The 16456-nt window shown below is 45.1% G+C and carries 16 protein-coding genes; 10 read left to right on the forward strand and 6 right to left on the reverse strand.

The genetic code is table 11. The features are described from left to right. Positions 1-167 precede the first annotated feature (167 nt). The 7 genes from ACYVGR_RS08995 to ACYVGR_RS09025 all read left to right on the forward strand — a co-directional run bounded on the left by ACYVGR_RS08995 (position 168) and on the right by ACYVGR_RS09025 (position 5083). Positions 168-743, forward strand: a complete 576-nt coding sequence (locus ACYVGR_RS08995; RefSeq protein ID WP_460955676.1) for a YceI family protein — start codon at positions 168-170, stop codon at positions 741-743. Between the two features lie 66 nt (positions 744-809). Beyond that, positions 810-1118: a Dabb family protein gene (locus ACYVGR_RS09000; RefSeq protein WP_460955678.1), complete on the forward strand. Its 309-nt coding sequence runs from the start codon at positions 810-812 to the stop codon at positions 1116-1118. An 84-nt stretch (positions 1119-1202) separates the two neighbouring features. Continuing rightward, positions 1203-2315, forward strand: coding sequence for a hypothetical protein (locus ACYVGR_RS09005; protein ID WP_460955680.1), 1113 nt, complete (start codon positions 1203-1205; stop codon positions 2313-2315). Continuing rightward, on the forward strand, positions 2272-3420 hold the full coding sequence (locus ACYVGR_RS09010) for an Ig-like domain-containing domain (protein WP_460955682.1): 1149 nt from the start codon (positions 2272-2274) through the stop codon (positions 3418-3420). The genes ACYVGR_RS09005 and ACYVGR_RS09010 overlap by 44 nt, the downstream gene beginning before the upstream one ends. Positions 3421-3435: 15 nt before the next feature. Then, positions 3436-4158 (forward strand): helix-turn-helix domain-containing protein, encoded by a 723-nt coding sequence (locus tag ACYVGR_RS09015; RefSeq protein WP_460955684.1) that lies wholly within the window; start codon positions 3436-3438, stop codon positions 4156-4158. Between the two features lie 60 nt (positions 4159-4218). Beyond that, the gene (locus ACYVGR_RS09020) at positions 4219-4491 is read left to right on the forward strand and encodes a hypothetical protein (RefSeq protein ID WP_460955686.1); all 273 of its coding nucleotides are present in this window, start codon (positions 4219-4221) and stop codon (positions 4489-4491) included. Positions 4492-4621: 130 nt separating this feature from the next. After that, complete coding sequence (locus ACYVGR_RS09025) at positions 4622-5083, forward strand: VOC family protein (RefSeq protein WP_460955688.1); 462 nt, start codon at positions 4622-4624, stop codon at positions 5081-5083. A 110-nt stretch (positions 5084-5193) separates the two neighbouring features. Here ACYVGR_RS09025 and ACYVGR_RS09030 read toward each other — a convergent pair whose 3' ends face one another. Beyond that, positions 5194-7296, reverse strand: coding sequence for a M56 family metallopeptidase (locus ACYVGR_RS09030; protein WP_460955690.1), 2103 nt, complete (start codon positions 7294-7296; stop codon positions 5194-5196). Between the two features lie 6 nt (positions 7297-7302). After that, on the reverse strand, positions 7303-7707 hold the full coding sequence (locus ACYVGR_RS09035; protein WP_460955692.1) for a BlaI/MecI/CopY family transcriptional regulator: 405 nt from the start codon (positions 7705-7707) through the stop codon (positions 7303-7305). A 146-nt stretch (positions 7708-7853) separates the two neighbouring features. Here ACYVGR_RS09035 and ACYVGR_RS09040 point away from each other — a divergent pair, with 146 nt between their 5' ends. The 3 genes from ACYVGR_RS09040 (at position 7854) to ACYVGR_RS09050 (ending at position 12329) form a co-directional block, all read left to right on the forward strand. Beyond that, a complete protein-coding gene (locus ACYVGR_RS09040; RefSeq protein WP_460955693.1) occupies positions 7854-9398 on the forward strand; it encodes a serine hydrolase in 1545 nt (514 codons plus the stop codon). A 387-nt stretch (positions 9399-9785) separates the two neighbouring features. Then, positions 9786-10142, forward strand: coding sequence for an MmcQ/YjbR family DNA-binding protein (locus ACYVGR_RS09045; RefSeq protein WP_460955695.1), 357 nt, complete (start codon positions 9786-9788; stop codon positions 10140-10142). 105 nt (positions 10143-10247) lie between these two features. Then, positions 10248-12329, forward strand: coding sequence for a CehA/McbA family metallohydrolase domain-containing protein (locus tag ACYVGR_RS09050; protein ID WP_460955697.1), 2082 nt, complete (start codon positions 10248-10250; stop codon positions 12327-12329). A gap of 98 nt (positions 12330-12427) precedes the next feature. Here ACYVGR_RS09050 and ACYVGR_RS09055 read toward each other — a convergent pair whose 3' ends face one another. From ACYVGR_RS09055 to ACYVGR_RS09070, 4 genes are all read right to left on the reverse strand, one after another. Then, positions 12428-12679 (reverse strand): hypothetical protein, encoded by a 252-nt coding sequence (locus ACYVGR_RS09055; protein ID WP_182463156.1) that lies wholly within the window; start codon positions 12677-12679, stop codon positions 12428-12430. A gap of 120 nt (positions 12680-12799) precedes the next feature. Next, positions 12800-13522: a YqjF family protein gene (locus ACYVGR_RS09060; RefSeq protein ID WP_460955700.1), complete on the reverse strand. Its 723-nt coding sequence runs from the start codon at positions 13520-13522 to the stop codon at positions 12800-12802. Between the two features lie 71 nt (positions 13523-13593). Continuing rightward, the gene (locus ACYVGR_RS09065) at positions 13594-14559 is read right to left on the reverse strand and encodes an NAD(P)H-quinone oxidoreductase (RefSeq protein WP_460955702.1); all 966 of its coding nucleotides are present in this window, start codon (positions 14557-14559) and stop codon (positions 13594-13596) included. Between the two features lie 212 nt (positions 14560-14771). Next, positions 14772-16292, reverse strand: coding sequence for a capsule assembly Wzi family protein (locus ACYVGR_RS09070; protein ID WP_460955704.1), 1521 nt, complete (start codon positions 16290-16292; stop codon positions 14772-14774). Between the last annotated feature and the right edge of the window lie 164 nt (positions 16293-16456).

The following is a 16456-nucleotide window of genomic DNA, read 5'->3' on the forward strand; positions in this document are numbered from 1 at the left end:
AGATTCTGTCGATTCTATCGGATTCTATTGATGATATTCTGCTGATAATCAATAGCTAAGTTATCAATTAGAATCAAAAGAATCTACAGAATCAATAGAAACCAAAGAATCAATTAGTTAACTATATTACTTAAATTCAATTTTCACCAATCCAATTCCAATCACACATGAAATCGATTCTGTTTACGGTTGCTTCTTTACTTGCTTTTTCAACAGCCAATGCACAAACCTGGGCGGTTGATAAAGCGCACTCTGGTGTTGGCTTCACCGTTACGCACAATTTGCTGTCGGAGGTAGATGGTAAATTCAAAACGTTCGATGCCACAATTACATCGGCAAAACCCGATTTGTCAGATGCCGTCTTTACATTTTCGGCTGATGTAAACAGCATTAGCACTGAGAATGATCGGCGCGATGGTCACCTGAAAAGCCCTGATTTTTTTGATGCTGCGAAGTTTCCAACGCTAACGTTCAAGAGCACATCATTCAAGAAAGTAGAGGGCAAAAAATACAAATTGACTGGCGACCTAACCATGCATGGCGTAACCAAACCAGTAGCGCTGGATGTTACGATGAATGGCCCCGTAACGGCGAAAGGCATGGGTGGCAAGGAGCAGGAAAAAGCTGGCTTTAAAGCAACGGGTACCCTGAAACGCTCTGATTTTGGCGTCGGTACGATTCCGGTTGTGGTGGTTAGCGATGAAATCGAACTAAAAGTTACCGGCGAATTCACGAAGCAATAAGTAATGAATATACATTAGAACGCCCTGGCTTGTGTCTTATCAAGTCAGGGCGTTTTTTCTGAATTTATGATACGACATACCGTTGTTTTTAAGCTGAAGGATCAAATCGATTTGCTGCAGGAGCAGGCATTTTTCGAGGCTGCGTTAGCATTAGCCGCTATACCTGGCGTGCAAAAATTTGAAGGTCTGAAGCAAATCGGAACGAAAAACAAGTTCGATTTTGGGCTGTCTATGGAATTCGATACGGAAGAGGAATATGCTTACTATAACAACCATCCGGCCCATGTTCAGTTTGTACGGGAGCATTGGATACCAACAGTACAGGATTTCCTGGAAATAGACTATGAACCACTGGAGCCTGTGGCTGGAAATTAATAAAAGATGGATTGAACATCAGGTTGTTATCCTTACATTAGCCTTGTCAATCAACGTATTCTTTTAAATCTAAACTCAATCAACATGAAACGAATATATGCCGTGCTGTCGCTCGGGTTTGCTGGCCTTTTATTGCTGGCAACAACAACCCGTTCGCCTAAAAGCAAGTATGGATTGGAAGTTGGAACACCGGCCATTAAGTCGATCAATGCCTTGACATTTGGCCCCGAGGGCGTCTTGTTCATTGGTGATGGAAAGAGTGCCGCCGTGTTTGCGATTGATACCAAAGACGCTAACCTTGTCGAGAAGCCAAATGCGGTCGATGTCAAAAATGTTGACCAGAAGATTGCGGCTCTTTTGGGTACGGAAGTGAAAAATATCACCATTCAGGATATTGCCGTAAATCCGAAGTCGAAGAATGTGTACTGTGCAGTGCAGCACAGCGATGGTACACCCGTATTGCTCAAACTAGAGAGCGACAAAATCACGCCTGTGTCGTTGAAAGATGTCCCTTTTTCAACGCTAGAGCTAACCAACGCTCCGGCCGAAGATGCCAAAGATGGCCGGGGAGAGCCTTTGCGTGTTGCATCCATTTCCGACATGGGTTTTGCCGACGGCAAGCTACTGGTTAGTGGATTGTCGAATCAGCAGTTTGGCTCTACCTTCCGCAGTATTCCATTTCCGTTTACCAAGGCGCAGGATCAGGCTTCGCTCGAAATCTATCACGCTGCGCATGGCCGCTATGAAACAATGGCTCCGATCAAGACCTTTACAACGACGGAGATCAAGGGTAAAAAATACCTGTTGGCCAGCTACACCTGCACCCCGCTGGTTTTGTTTCCGCTTGATGAGCTAAAGGCCGGTAGTCATGTGAAAGGTCGTACGGTTGCCGAAATGGGGAGTGGTAACCAGCCACTGGATATGGTCATTCTGAAAAAAGGGAATGAATCATTTTTGATGATGGCCAATTCGAGCCGACCCGTATTTAAAGTGAAAGCCAAAAGTATTGAAGCTTATCAGGGCTCGTTGACTACACCCGTGGAAGAAAACTTTGCGACCGCTGGCGTCGATTTCGTTTCATTACCCGTTACAAACGTAATTCAGCTAGACAAACTCGATGACTCGAGAATGGTATTGCTGCAACGTCGATCCAATGGCAACCTTGATCTTTGGACCTCCAGTGAGCGGTATTTGTAATCAATTCCAGTTTGCGAAAATCAGGTTATACGCCATGTATAGCCTGATTTTTTTTGTTTGTGGCTTATTGATGAACTGCCGTCAGTCAGAAAAAACGAGCATCGATATCCAGTGGTCAGACAAACGGGCTACGGGTATTGCCATACCTAAGCCGTTGCTTCAGTCGGTGCCAGTCGATTCGCTGGGTCAATTGCTGGTGGTACGGCTGGCAGGGAAAACGACGGCTATTGCGGGGGCTATCAGCCAACGTAATGAGGTTGTTATTTTTGAACCATTGATTCCATTTACACGTGGGCTACACTATACGGTTTGGCTGCGCAATAACCAACTTGGCGAACTGACTATTCCAGCGTTGGCGCCTGACGATAAACCTGAACTCCTGGCGATTTATCCGACGCAGGATTCGCTGCCGGATAACCTGCTGAAAATCTACCTGAAATTTTCCCGACCGATGCGGGAAGGCCAATCGCTGAATTATGTTTCGTTGATCAAAAACAAAACAGATACATTGGCTGGTGTCTTTCTTGATCTTCAACCAGAGCTATGGAATGCCGACCGGACGATACTGACGCTCTGGCTGGACCCCGGTCGAATCAAACGCGATTTACAGCCGAACAAACGATTAGGAACGCCCTTGCAGGCTGGTGAGCACTACCAACTGGTTGTTTCGCGTGATTGGCCCGATCAACAGGGAGCCACTTTGGCGAAGCCAGTAGCCAAGTCCTTTCGGACGATTTCACGAGATGGTCTTTCACCCACACCAACTCGATGGACGATCTCCCAGCCGAAATCAGGAGGTGAACAACCCTTGGAAGTTGCGTTTGGCGAAGCGCTTGATTATAGTTTACTAACCGAAACAATGCATGTGTTCACACCCACTGGGCAACTGGTTGCAGGGAGCTGGCAAATCGGAAAGGAAGAGAAAATGGGCTTATTTACGCCAGACGTGCCGTGGCAAACAGGAGAGTATCGAATCCGAATCGAAGGGCGATTGGAAGACCTGGCCGGGAATAATCTGAACCGCCTTTTTGATCGTGACATAACCCGTAAAGAACTGTCTAAAAAGTCCCAATCGTTTGCCGAGTTAAGATTTGTGGTTCGTTAAGCAGGTATACTGAACGTGAATAATTTAGTTTTAGTTTTAAAAGCCTATAAATCAGACGTTGAGATTCATAGGCATTCGGCTTATCAAATCGTTTTTACTACAGATAACCCTTTTTTGACTGTATGCGACAATAAAAAATGTGAAAATATCTTTGGTTTTGTTATCAAACCACAAGTTGAGCATTCCTGCACTTGTAGTAATAGCAATTTAATCATAATGAATATAGAGACGTATTCATTTATGGGCGAAAAATTAGCAGAAAAATTAGGTGATAAAAACACTGAACTATTCCGAAGTCGAGACGAGTTTATGGACTTCTTTATGCTATCAGGTGATGAAATTAGAATTCAGGATATTGTAAAGTCTATTCAATTAAAAGATGACATTCAACGAGTAGATAGTAGGATACTTAATGCCATTGAGCTGATAAATAGTGGTTACCAATCTAATAGGTTAACCCTTGAGTACGTCGCAAAAACTGTCTGCTTATCGCCTTCCCGACTGACTTTTTTGTTTAAGCAGCAAACCGGGAGCAGTATCATGAAGCTTCTGGTTTGGATTAGGGTCAGGAATGCTATAGCGCGTATTCTTACCCAAAAAGATGAGTTATTTACCTCCATTGCCTACGAATGTGGCTTTTACGACTCGGCGCAAATGAATAAATATATGTATCAATTATTTGGTATATCCCCGTCGAAACTCAGGAAGAAAAGTGATCTGATACAATTTTTACAATGACCCTACAGTGAACTTTGCCTCCGGTTTACGTATTAAATAACTTTTTTACGAAGAGAGGCAATGAATAGGATATTAGTTTTAATTACGTTGGCAGAAAATGGAATTGAGCAAATAAAAGCAAATCCAGAACTACCAAAGCGGGAAATGGAGTTTGTAAATCGTTGGAAAGAAGAAGGCCTATTAGAGAGTTTCTTCATTGCCACATCTAAAAAAGACGCCGTGCTTATTTTTAAAGGTGTTGACGAGCCGAAAACGAAAAGCCTTATCGAAATACTACCGTACTTTCCGTATATGCATAAAATAGAGTACCATATTTTGGATAAGCAATTCTAATTGGTAATTCGGAAAGGGAGGCTGCTGCCTGCTTGAAATTGGTCGGATTTGACCCGCTATTTGTCGTTTTTACCCTCGGTCTTTGCGGGCGCTTTGCTGTAAATTTGTTTTGTAACAACCAGTAAGCAACATGCAAACAATCACGACATTTCTGACCTTTAACGACCAGGCCGAAGAAGCCGCCAAGCTCTACACATCCGTATTTAAAAACTCAAAAATTAACCGAGTTAGCCATTATGGGGAAGGGGCGCCTGTACCAGCGGGCAGTGTTATGTCGGTCACGTTTGAGCTAGATGGGCAGGAGTTTTTTGCGCTAAATGGTGGCCCTCATTTTAAATTTTCGGATGGAATTTCGCTCTTTGTGAACTGCGAAACCCAGAAAGAAATAGACTATTACTGGGAAAAACTTACCGAAGGCGGGGCACCAGGTCCCTGTGGCTGGTTGAAAGATAAATTCGGGGTATCGTGGCAGATTGTGCCTTCGAACTTAGGAAAATTACTGGGAAACAAAGATCCCGAAAAGGCAAAACGAGCGATGGCTGCCATGATGAAGATGTCGAAGCTGGACATTAAGACATTGGAGGAAGCCTAAACTGCATAAATCAAGCCCTTACCTTCGATACCCAGTTAATTTGCTACAGGCTATCGAAAGTAGGGGCTATTTTATGGTTACACTATCGAACATGAACTTCAACTGTTCGATTACTTTAGGGTTGTGTCCACTAAATTAGAAACTATTGTTTCGAGAGAAGGACCTCTAGTAAACCATATCGGAGATACCGTTTTAGGTTGAGTTAAAGGTGTTTGTGGGTTGCCGATATAAGCCGTTTTTAAATCTCGTTTGTCCAGGAATACCCCTGTTCCATGCATCTTTACAGGACCATAATAGAGCCCATATTGTGGCTTTATTCCATAGGCGGCCTTTAATTTTTGATGCAATGCATCGGATTGTCGGTTTCCGTTAACAATCAACTCAGTTTCCGTTAATCCAAACCAATCAACATCGGTCGGACTGGCTACTACTTTCTCCTGGACTAGTGCCGCAATAACTCCTCGAACCCGTTCCTGATCGTACGAGATGTCTGGGGCTGTTCGTTGTTTCTTCTTAGCCCAGTCATGTAGTTTGGTTGAGCTATCAGGCAGGGTGGTTATATGTTTTTTATAGTTAGCTAGCTTTTCGGATTGACTGGATAGGTCAGGTGTTTGCTTTTCTGATTTTTCAGTAGTGGCTTTATCCGTCTGCGATTGGAGATAATTGCGTTTACTCGCTTGAGCTTGTTTTAACTGACTAAGTTGCTGTCGCTGATTTTCGGCTGCTCTGGCTTTGAACTCAGCTACTGTTTCCTGCTTTACCTTCGATTTCTCCGCCATTGCCCGGTCAATTTGGGGCAGCAGTTCACTGTAATTAGCTTGTTCACTTTCCGACAGAGAGACCCCGTTAACGTCCAGAGCGACAAGCTGATTATTGATAATTTTTAGATGGTATTGATTACCCTGGTCATCACGAACCATCATTTCCCGATTGGCCATATCGTGGTTGTTATTTACAAACAAAATGCTGGTAAAGGTGCGGGTTGTATCCCTGGGCGTTGTGTTAGGCGCAATAGGTAGTTGAATGCGCTGGTCCTGGTTCGGGATGGCTGCTTTAACGGGGCTGGAAGTAGCTATTTTGTAGATTTGTCTGGCCGAAGCTTGCTCAGTTGTCTGAGCAAGGTCATTCTTTTTTGACGCCACAGTTCGTTCGACTAGGACAGATTTAGCTTTGGGAATAAACGCAAAGGCAGAGAGCAGAAGTAAGCTGGAAAGCAGCACAATTTTTTCGGGGATGCTTAATCGCTTATTTTCCTGCGAAACCATCCGTTTCAATCGGTTCATCAATTGTTGCTTTCCGAACCCGAGGGCCATTGCATACCCGGCAGGTTGAGTGTTGAACGTCTGAAACGCGAACAAGGCTTCCAGATAATTGCTTTTTTGGGCAGTGTGAGCCAGTACAATATCGTCGCAGCAGATTTCCCGTTCTTCCCGAATCAGAGACGATAACCACAACAGACCTGGGTTAAAGAAGAAAATAGTTTCTACCAAACTCTGTAACAAATTCACGGCATAATCACGGCGCTGTATATGAGCCAGTTCGTGCCACAAAATAGTGTCGATCTGTTCGGGGGGGAGTTGAAAAAGTAGGCCCATGGGCAACAAAATCATGGGTTTCAATAAGCCAATCGTAACCGGTACGTTCACCAACTCCGACTGGACCAGCGCAATCGACTGTTGAATGCCTAAAGCACGCCCAAAGTCCAGCGCTTTCCGGCTCCATTCATCGCCTAAAGCATGATTTTTATAATGCCGAATCCGGTGAACGTTATAGAGGCCACTGATTAATTTCAGGCTTTTAGCGACAAAAAACAGCAGCCAGAGTGCGAAAATCCAACCCGCTTGTCGATTAATGAAACCCTTCAACTGATTGATAACCGAAGCATTTATGGTTACTAGTTGGGGAGCAGGATTTGCGGATAGAGCAGGAACCGTATTAGACGTAATCGAGACTGATGTATATGAATTCGATTGGGCTAGTGGATGAGCTATTACTTCCCGATAAAAAACGACACTCATTGCGCCTACAAACGTCACTAAACAGCCACACAAAAGCTGGTAGCGAAATCGGGCGGAAGCTTTGGGCGTACCAAAAATTACCCCACCAGCAAGCACCGCCGTTAGCAAACCTATCCAGAGCGAATGAATGAGTGTCCAGCAGATGGCATTCATCATCTGCCCTGAAATCCATTGAGTTAAAAGCGGTGATTCCATATGTATTTATTGTTTGTTATCTATTTTCTTCATCAATTCCCGGAAAGTCTCCATGTCGGTGGGGGATATTTTTTTGTTTCCCAGCAGCTGCATCATCAAGTTACTCGCCGACCCGTTGAACAGGGTATCCACCACTCGATCCAATAGATACCCTTTCGTTTTTCCTTCTTCTACGGCTGCCCAATAAATGTGCTTCATCTGGCTTTCGTCTTTTTTGAGGAAACCCTTTTCTACCATAATCTGCATCAGTTTGAGCGTAGACATATAGATAACCTTCCGATGATGCTGATTCAGGTGGTCATTTACGAAGCGAGCCGTTGATGGACCAAACTCCCATACTACCTGGAGGATCTCCAACTCTGATTTGGTTGGCTCTGGATTATCGCCTTTTTCTGTCTTTGTTGATTTCATGAAACAAACATAAGAAATATTTCTTATGTATTTAAAAATTTATCTATGTTTGCCTTGCTTTCTGGATATCAACGCACTAAACATAAGAATATTTTCTTATCTATCGCCAAAGTCAATAAATTTTAACGGATTAACCAACACGTACCATGAACAGAATAATCAGTTGCCAACGTCTGCTAATTCTTATCGCCACTCTTGTATGTCAGTTCGGATTGGCCCAGCACCCCGATTCCGCCTTAACGACTAAAACGGCGCGTATAGACTCATTTTTAACTGTATTAGCCAATCATCAGCTGTTCAATGGAAGCGTTCTAGTGGCTGAACAGGGACGGGTTATCTACAAAAAATCGGTTGGTTACGCGGATTTCAATAAACGCATCCTTAATACCGATACAACCCAGTTCAATCTGGCGTCCTTATCTAAACCATTCACGGCCATAGCCGTACTTCAACTAGTACAGCGAAAAAAACTAAAACTAGAAGACGCGTTCGTGACATACTTTCCTGATTTCCCCTATCCGACGATCACGATTCGAAATCTGGTGGCACAAACCTCTGGACTCCCCGTCCTGGAGCGTTACGAAGATGAGTACATAAAGGCGCACCCAGAGGAAATCATCACGAATCGACAGGCTTATGAACACCTGATTGCTCAGAAAAAACCATTGTCCTTTCAACCGGGCGATGACCACCGCTATAACAACACAAATTATTTCTTACTGGCCATGCTGGTCGAAAAAGTGAGCCGGATGCCGTTTCCAGCTTATCTGAAAAAGAATGTCTTTATGCCCGCTGGCATGGCACAAACCTATGTTCGGGAGGCAGGTATGCGGAATACGACCCGCTACACCCGGCCTACTATGTACATGACCACCTATCATAATGTAGATTCGCTGAATCATAACCAGTTCTATACCTATTATAATCTGGGCAGTTTAATAGGGCCGGGAAATGTGGTTAGCACTATTCAGGATTTGTGGCGCTTCGATCAGGCGCTGTCTGTCGGTAAACTGATTAGCCCGGCTTTGCTCGAAGTGGCTTCAAAACCGGTCATCTTAAACAACGGAATGGCTTTTCACATGGGCAATAGCAGTCGTTCGTATGGACTAGGTTGGAGTGTATACAACAGCAAGAAGGAACCTGTTAGCCAGTTTATGTTTCATGATGGTCATATTGTTGGCTTAACCACCTTCCTGCATCGGAACCTGACTAAACCACAAACCATCATTTTTTACGACAATACCGATTCTAATCCACTTCAGGTCATGATTTCATTGTCTAACATTCTGAATAATCAGCCTCCGCTTACCGTTCAGCTAAAGAAATCATTGGTGCGAGTCTACGGAGAAGCGCTTGTTACAAAAGGCCCCGATCATGCCATGAGCACCTTCCATTCGTTGAAAGATGACAGTACACATTATTACGTGGATGAATTAGAAATGAATCGGCTTGGGTTTGACTTATTGAGCGCATCCTTGCCCAACCATATTGACCTTTCGCTCGAGGTTTTCAAGCTCAATACATTGCTTTTTCCTAAAAGTGGCAACACCTACGACAGCTATGCCATTGCGCTGGAAAAAGATGGCAAAAAGCAGGAAGCCATTGCTATGTATCGGAAATCCATTGTACTCTGGCCCGGCAACGAGGATGGGAAAAAGGCACTGAAACAGTTATTGGAGCAAAAGGAATGAACTAGTACTCTATAGGTTTTATCATTCTCGCCGGGTTAAAACCCAATGTAAAAACACAGAATGGATGAGCTGCGCTGGGTTTTAACCCGGCGAGAATGATTAAGCTACCTTTTTGATAGAACGAACGCAGTGGAAACCTATACCCCAATTCGTTTTACTAGTAAAATGACTAGCGAATTTTTTCCATTCCTGTTCACTGGGAAGACGATAGGTGACCAGCGTCTTGGCGGATGCATTAGCCATCTGCATAGTTTGATAGGTGGTTACTTTTGCGTGCGTGAGTAAATAAGTAGCCGGTCTGGGAACTTCACTGCCTTTCTGGGGAAAATGAAATTTTAAAACGTTAGAACAGGTTCTTCGAGAAACAAATCCACCACTTACAAGCTCATGGTTGAGATCGAGAGATTCCGGGAAATGGCTCTGTCGTTTCCCCAAATGACCGAAGGGCCTCACTTCGACAAAACGTCGTTTAAAGTAGGAAAGAAGGTTGTTGTAACGCTGAATGCCAAGGAAAATCGGTGTTGCCTGAAGTTATCAGAAATTGATCAGGATCTTTTCTCAACATTTGATCGGACGGTTATCTATCCAGTGCCTAACAAATGGGGAAAACAGGGATGGACATTGGTCAGTTTACAGAAGGTAAACGAAGAAACGCTACTTGACGCCCTAACGGCGGCTTATTGCGAAGTCGCACCGAAGAAACTGGCGGACTTAGTCCGACCAAATTATGACGACCAATTCTGATCGTTCGAACAATCATCGGCCTGTCAACACAATGACACGTTGAACAGACTATGGCATTAGATTCTCCTAAGGATTCTCTTATGTGGTTCAAAACGGAGACGATTTATGAAGCTACGGCTATTGATTTTAGCAGGGCTGATTTGCCAGGTTGCTCACGCACAACTGCCGGTAGATTTGTCTGGTTACCAGAAAAAGAGTGGTACGAGTGTAACGAGTCAGGGAAACAGTTTAGTGGTAAGCTGGCCTACCAAGGGTAAAGAAACGGCTAAACTTGTCCTCAATCTCGACCAGGCAAAACCGCTCTTCAGCAGCATTCAGTTAACCCAGCAAGGCAAAGTTCATGAGATTGTGAAAGAGCTAGACCCTGCCTTTGTGCTGACTATTGGCAAGCGGGATTTAGTTTCTCAAAATGGCTGGAATATCTTTTTCGACAAGACCAATAAGCTGCCCCATAAATCCTACGCGGTTGAGTTGACCAAGCGGGATGCCAGCGTCAAAACCATCGGCACCCGGACAATAGTGCGGCTCTCAGAAGTAAAAGTAGCTACATTTAGCGGAGCGCTTGAAATTACAGTCTATGCAGGTAGTCCGTTGATTAATGTGGCTGCCGTAATGGCCACTGAAGTGGACTCAACGGCCATTCTCTACGACGCAGGCTTAGTGACGAAACAGCCTGTATGGAACACATTGGCCTGGGCCGATACGGACAACAACATGCATAGTATTGCTGCTGACCTGAATCTGCCCAATAAAGCCCAGGCGGTTAAATACCGAACAATTATTGGCGCTACCAGGAGTGGAAGTCTGGCTGTTTTTCCCGCACCACACCAGTATTTCTATCCGCTGGATGAAGCCTACAATCTGGATTTTACCTGGTATGGGACTAAGTATCGGAGCCTGATTCCTGATTTTGGTATTGGTATCCGGCAGGATTTAATGGGCGATAGACGCTGGGTCCCTTGGGTCAACGCTCCTCCAGGAACCCGGCAACGACTAAACTTTTTCTGCCTGCTGAGCGCCGATACCCCCACTAAAACCCTGGATGAAGTCAAGCGATTTACGCACAACGACAAGTACCCGGTGGTGCCAGGTTACAAAACGATGTCGAGCCACTTTCACAACGAGCATACCATGAACACGGTGCTGGCAGGAAAGCCGGTGCCCGAAGTACCCAACTTTGTGAAGGTGTTCAAAAACTCTGGTGTCAATATTGTACATCTGGCGGAGTTTCACGGACCTGGACACCCCAAAGGGCCTGATGATCAGCGATTGCTGGAACTTAAAACGCTGTTCAGTGAGTGCAAACGACTCTCAGATCATGATTTCCTGCTATTGCCAGGGGAGGAGCCTAACAACTTTTTTGGGGGGCACTGGTTGGACTTCTTTCCGAAGCCGGTGTACTGGATTATGTCCCGAAAACCTGATATGCCTTTCATAACTGACGATCCAACCTACGGGAAAGTCTATCGGATTGCCGATAAAAACGACATGCTGAGACTCTTACAAGTCGAAAATGGCCTTGCCTGGACAGCCCACGCCCGAACGAAAGGGTCAACAGGTTTCCCGGACCAGTACAAAGACGAAGAATTCTATAAATCCGATCACTTTTTTGGGGCTGCCTGGAAAAATATCCCCGCCGATTTGTCGGAGCCAAGATTGAGTCGGCGGGTGTTGGACCTGATGGACGATATGGCCAACTGGGGCTTGAAAAAACACGTTATCGCCGAGTCAGATATTTTTTCGATGGAGCCGGAGAACGAAACCTATGCCCATCTGAATGTCAATTACTTACAATTGGATAAGCTACCTGAATACAGCAAAGGCTGGCAACCCGTTCTGGATGTGATGAAGCAGGGGAAATTCTTCGTAACAACGGGTGAAATTATGCTACCCAAATTCACAGTCAACGGCAAAGGGGCGGGGGAGACGCTGCAACTGCCTGCCGATGGAAAAGCAACGATCAATCTGAACGTTGACTGGACATTTCCGCTAACGTTTGCCGAAATCATATCCGGTGATGGAAAGCGGGTGTTTCGCGAACGGATTGATTTAACGAATACGCTCCCTTTTGGCAAGCAAGCATTTCGCTTTACAACGAATCTCAAAAACAGAACTTGGGTACGCGTTGAATTTTGGGATGCGGCCGTCAATGGCGCTTTCACGCAGCAGGTTTGGCTAACTCATTAAATAGTCGCTCGGATTTTAAGCACAAAGTGAAAAATCCAGGTTATTTTTTGTCATTCCGACGCCAGGAGGAATGACAAAAAATAATGAACAGTTCCTTTTCAAGAATTAGCCAGAAAGCGATGGCGGTATTTGTTCCATTTGCCTTTGAGCTTCCATGACTTCCGATGCATTGCTTTCCAGATGGCATCGTAGGCTTCGGTGTTAATCTGAGGATTAGTCTGATGCTGGCTAACTAACCGGTCTTTTAACACGTTGAGCGTGTACAAACTGAGGCAGTTTTCAACGTCATTCAGAAAGTTCTCCGGACTTGGTAAGAATGGACTTTCTGGGGCTATTGGCTGCGTTTGCATACGGTGTAATTGATTGATTTTCTAGATTAAAGATACGCGTTTTCTCGCACTTTATCAAGCAAATTGGTCGCTAATTGTTGTGATTTTCAAGCGTGATAGAGTGAGTTATAATGTTGAAAATCAATGGTCTATGTCCTCGCCAGATTTGACTGTAACCGCCGACCCATCGGCCAGAAACACCGAAATGGGTGGATGCTCAAAAAACGGTACAAAGTCAGTTCCGTAAAGAGTAGCTACATCACAGCGAACGTCGTAGGTCTTTACCGGGTAGATGTTCCAGGGCGGGTGAACAACTTCATATTCTGAAGTACGTTCATCTTCCCGTCGTGTATAACCCCAGTAATGTTCAGTGATAAACGCTTCCTCGCTTTCGGCTACGAGCGGATGTCCGATTCGGTCGGCACTGACTCGGATATGGTTCCAATGAGAGTCAACTTCCCACTCATAGTCGATATGCTGGACGTGCTCCTGGATATCCCAACGATGGCGCATGGTGTGCGTTTCATAAGGTTCGCCGTAGAGTGTATTGGCTACCAGAGAAATGGCAAATTTAGGAACCAACTCTTTCACAAATACGACACCACGTCTCCAGCCAGTGGGCGATTTACGCCGGACATAAAACCGTAAATTGAATTCTTCAAACTCCCGATGGAAGGGCACCGATACACGACCCAGCAGTTTTACATTCTGGAAATAAAACCCTACCAGACTAGCGTAGCATACGCCGTTAAACTCGTCGAGTTCGGTGCCGTATGGAACAAGGGGCGCCAGTACCCGACGATCGAGGGCGTAATTGGCAAAGATTAGATTTCGCCATTCGGCGTTCAGAAAAGTAGTTGCCATAGTGGTCAGTAAGGCTATTTTTTCATGAGCCAAAGGTAAACATTTGTATGGTTTACAATTAGTTAGGACACTTAGAACACTTCAAGGATGATTTTGCCAATGTGTTCACCAGTTGCCATCAATGCTTGTGCCTGAGCCGCTTCGGCCAGCGGAAAAGTCCGGTAAACAATAGGCTTTAGGCGACCATCGATTACTAATGGCCAAACCTGTTGCTCGACATCAGCAACCAGGTCGGCTTTAAATTGAGCGTCCCGTGGTTTGAGCATACTGCCGCTAAGCGTAATCCGTTTTTGCATCAGGGTTGGAATATGGATCTGACTATCGGCACCTTTCATGGCATTGATAAACATTAGTCGTCCATCGGTAGCGAGTAGCCGGAGATTTTTAGGGGTGTAATCGCCCCCAACCATATCGAGCACAACGTTGATACCCACGTCCGCAAGCGCTTTTTCAAAGTCTTCTTCGTTATAATTGATGCATTTGGCAGCTCCTAACTGTTCGCAGGTAGCACATTTTTCTTTACTGCCTGCCGTTGCATAGACAGTTGCTCCGAATCCTTTCGCCAGTTGAATGGCCGTGACGCCAATGCCACTGCTTCCGCCATGAATAAGAAAATTTTCGCCCGTTGTTAGATGTGCCCACTGGAAAACCGTCGACCAGACAGTCAGAACAGTTTCGGGTAAGGAAGCTGCTTCAACTAATGATAAATCTACCGGAATAGGCAGGCAATGCCGCTCATCGACGGCAACATAGTCCGCATAGCCACCGCCAGCAATGAGCGCGCAAACCCGATCCCCAACTTGCCATCGGCTGGTGTTAGGCCCACATTGCTCAATAATTCCAGCTACTTCAAGTCCCGGAATCTGACCAGTTGGGTCTGTTCCATAACCTCCTTCCCGTAGTAGAATGTCACTTCTATTGACGCCAGCCGCCCGAACTCGAATCAACACTTGTCCAGGTTCGAGTGGTGGAATAGGGCATTCCTGTAGTTGAAGTAGGTTATTATCGCCTTGTCGGACTATACGAACTGCTTTCATACATCAATAACCTAAAAACCACTCATTTTGTCTGATAGAACGCTTGCTATTATGTAGAGACCAAAAAAGAAAATATGATACCGTTTAACCGCAGAGAACGCTAAGGCAAATCCGCAAAGAGCGCTAAGTAGCTGACTGAATACTTTGAGACCTTTGCGCTCTGTCTTGGCGTTCTCTGCGGTTAAATAAAAAATAGCTTTATAGCTTGGTAGCTAGTCAAAGTCAGCGGATTGCCGTTTCTTACTCCGGCCTTCTTTCCGAATACCAATAAAAAAGCCGACACTGTTATCATACAGATCGCCAATGTCGGTAGCCACCGATGCATTCGCCGTTACTCCGTTGAGGATGGCAAGCGGAGCGGCTACTGACAGAACCGACGAGAATTGGTGTACCAGTTTGTCAAACGGAACCTCATAGGTGCCGAGATTCGTACTGTAAGAGGCTTTTACCTGAAACTTAAAGAAATCGAGCACCTGCCCTGAAAGACCAAGATGCATGACCGCAACCCGATTATTATTGGTAAAACTATAACGGGGCAAATTGCTGCGACTGTCGGTCGAGGGGCTTATAAAAGGAGTTCCCATTGTGAGCCCAAAGCGCGACCAGCCGTCCTGATATTGTGAATGATTGAAATAATTATCGCGACCTCGCTGGGCATCGTTTTCCAGGAATAAACTTCCGCCCTGACTTTCGGTGTACAGATATTCGAACAGGATGTCCTGAATTTGTAAACCGTTGGGATTTCGGGGACGCCGATTGCGAATCCGTAACCCGTTTAAGCCATCCTGAATATTGGTGAGATAAAACAGGGAACCATCCTCGTAGATGTTTTGCCGATAAGCGAAGATCGAAAACGAACGGGCCGTGTACTCAAACGCCAGATCGACTGTGCCGAGGTGATTCCCGATCCGATTTTTTCGATCAAATTCACTGACCCGATTGGTATCGATATCGGTCCGATTTCCTAGTGTAACAGCAGTGACTACGTCAATGTAATCGCTAAATTGATTGGGTAGCTGATTATTTTTGATAACCGATCCTGGCAAACGTTCAGTATTCCCGCCCCACATGACCTCGTGATTGATTCCTGCGAAAAGTTTGATCCGCCAATGGGGTTTACCAAACCGACCGTAAAGGGCTTTTTGGTGGAGCATCGTGTTATTGACAAAGCGATCTTCCTCAAACCAACCATGTGCGTAAAAACCCTTGAAGCCAAATAAACTATTGCGAGGAAGATAGTCGTTAATCGCAAGCTGGATTTTCGCCATGGGTAGCGTATTTCCCGACCAGGCGTATGATCCTGATGTAAGTGTGGAGTCGACCAAGCCGATTATTTCCCGGCGTCGGCCTGCCCAGACTTCAACGTTTTTACCAAACTTCACTTTTACGTAGGCCTCCGGAATTAATAATTTATAGTTGTAGCCAGCATTAAATACCACTTCGGCTCCCCAACCCCAATCGATACGTCGATTAGCCGCCCGAAGACTGTCGAGCTTGGTTTTTGGTAATTCATGATAATCGACGCGCAGGCCTTGTCGAACAGTCATAAATGCCTGATCATTTGGGACGATACCATATTGATTGGCTCGTAGCCAAAACGGAGTTTGGCCCGATGTCGAAAAATAAGTACCCACTTCGGTACGGAAATGAAGTGGTTTATCGGTCTGCCCAAAGCACAAAACCGACCACAAAAAACAAGGGAGAAGTAGAAGTATATTACCAAATTGACTCATGATTATCGTTATTCTCCACTTAAGTTTTTACTTTTTCATTTCGTTATACTATATATACGAAAACTTGCAATTGGTTTCATGCATAAAACATGCCACTCTATTACTAGTTGTTAGTCATAGGGTTATCAAAGTAGTTGAGTATGGTTGTTGATGTGTTTAGCGCG

The organism is Spirosoma litoris (genome assembly GCF_054776755.1).

Excerpts from the sequence above, each read along its gene's own strand:
- ACYVGR_RS08995 (WP_460955676.1), top strand. The coding sequence starts at position 168 with ATGAAATCGATTCTGTTTACGGTTGCTTCTTTACTTGCTTTTTCAACA.
- ACYVGR_RS09000 (WP_460955678.1), top strand. The coding sequence starts at position 810 with ATGATACGACATACCGTTGTTTTTAAGCTGAAGGATCAAATCGATTTG.
- ACYVGR_RS09005 (WP_460955680.1), top strand. The coding sequence starts at position 1,203 with ATGAAACGAATATATGCCGTGCTGTCGCTCGGGTTTGCTGGCCTTTTA.
- ACYVGR_RS09010 (WP_460955682.1), top strand. The coding sequence starts at position 2,272 with ATGGCAACCTTGATCTTTGGACCTCCAGTGAGCGGTATTTGTAATCAA.
- ACYVGR_RS09020 (WP_460955686.1), top strand. The coding sequence starts at position 4,219 with ATGAATAGGATATTAGTTTTAATTACGTTGGCAGAAAATGGAATTGAG.
- ACYVGR_RS09025 (WP_460955688.1), top strand. The coding sequence starts at position 4,622 with ATGCAAACAATCACGACATTTCTGACCTTTAACGACCAGGCCGAAGAA.
- ACYVGR_RS09030 (WP_460955690.1), bottom strand. The coding sequence starts at position 7,296 with ATGGAATCACCGCTTTTAACTCAATGGATTTCAGGGCAGATGATGAAT.
- ACYVGR_RS09035 (WP_460955692.1), bottom strand. The coding sequence starts at position 7,707 with ATGAAATCAACAAAGACAGAAAAAGGCGATAATCCAGAGCCAACCAAA.
- ACYVGR_RS09040 (WP_460955693.1), top strand. The coding sequence starts at position 7,854 with ATGAACAGAATAATCAGTTGCCAACGTCTGCTAATTCTTATCGCCACT.
- ACYVGR_RS09045 (WP_460955695.1), top strand. The coding sequence starts at position 9,786 with ATGGTTGAGATCGAGAGATTCCGGGAAATGGCTCTGTCGTTTCCCCAA.
- ACYVGR_RS09050 (WP_460955697.1), top strand. The coding sequence starts at position 10,248 with ATGAAGCTACGGCTATTGATTTTAGCAGGGCTGATTTGCCAGGTTGCT.
- ACYVGR_RS09055 (WP_182463156.1), bottom strand. The coding sequence starts at position 12,679 with ATGCAAACGCAGCCAATAGCCCCAGAAAGTCCATTCTTACCAAGTCCG.
- ACYVGR_RS09060 (WP_460955700.1), bottom strand. The coding sequence starts at position 13,522 with ATGGCAACTACTTTTCTGAACGCCGAATGGCGAAATCTAATCTTTGCC.
- ACYVGR_RS09065 (WP_460955702.1), bottom strand. The coding sequence starts at position 14,559 with ATGAAAGCAGTTCGTATAGTCCGACAAGGCGATAATAACCTACTTCAA.
- ACYVGR_RS09070 (WP_460955704.1), bottom strand. The coding sequence starts at position 16,292 with ATGAGTCAATTTGGTAATATACTTCTACTTCTCCCTTGTTTTTTGTGG.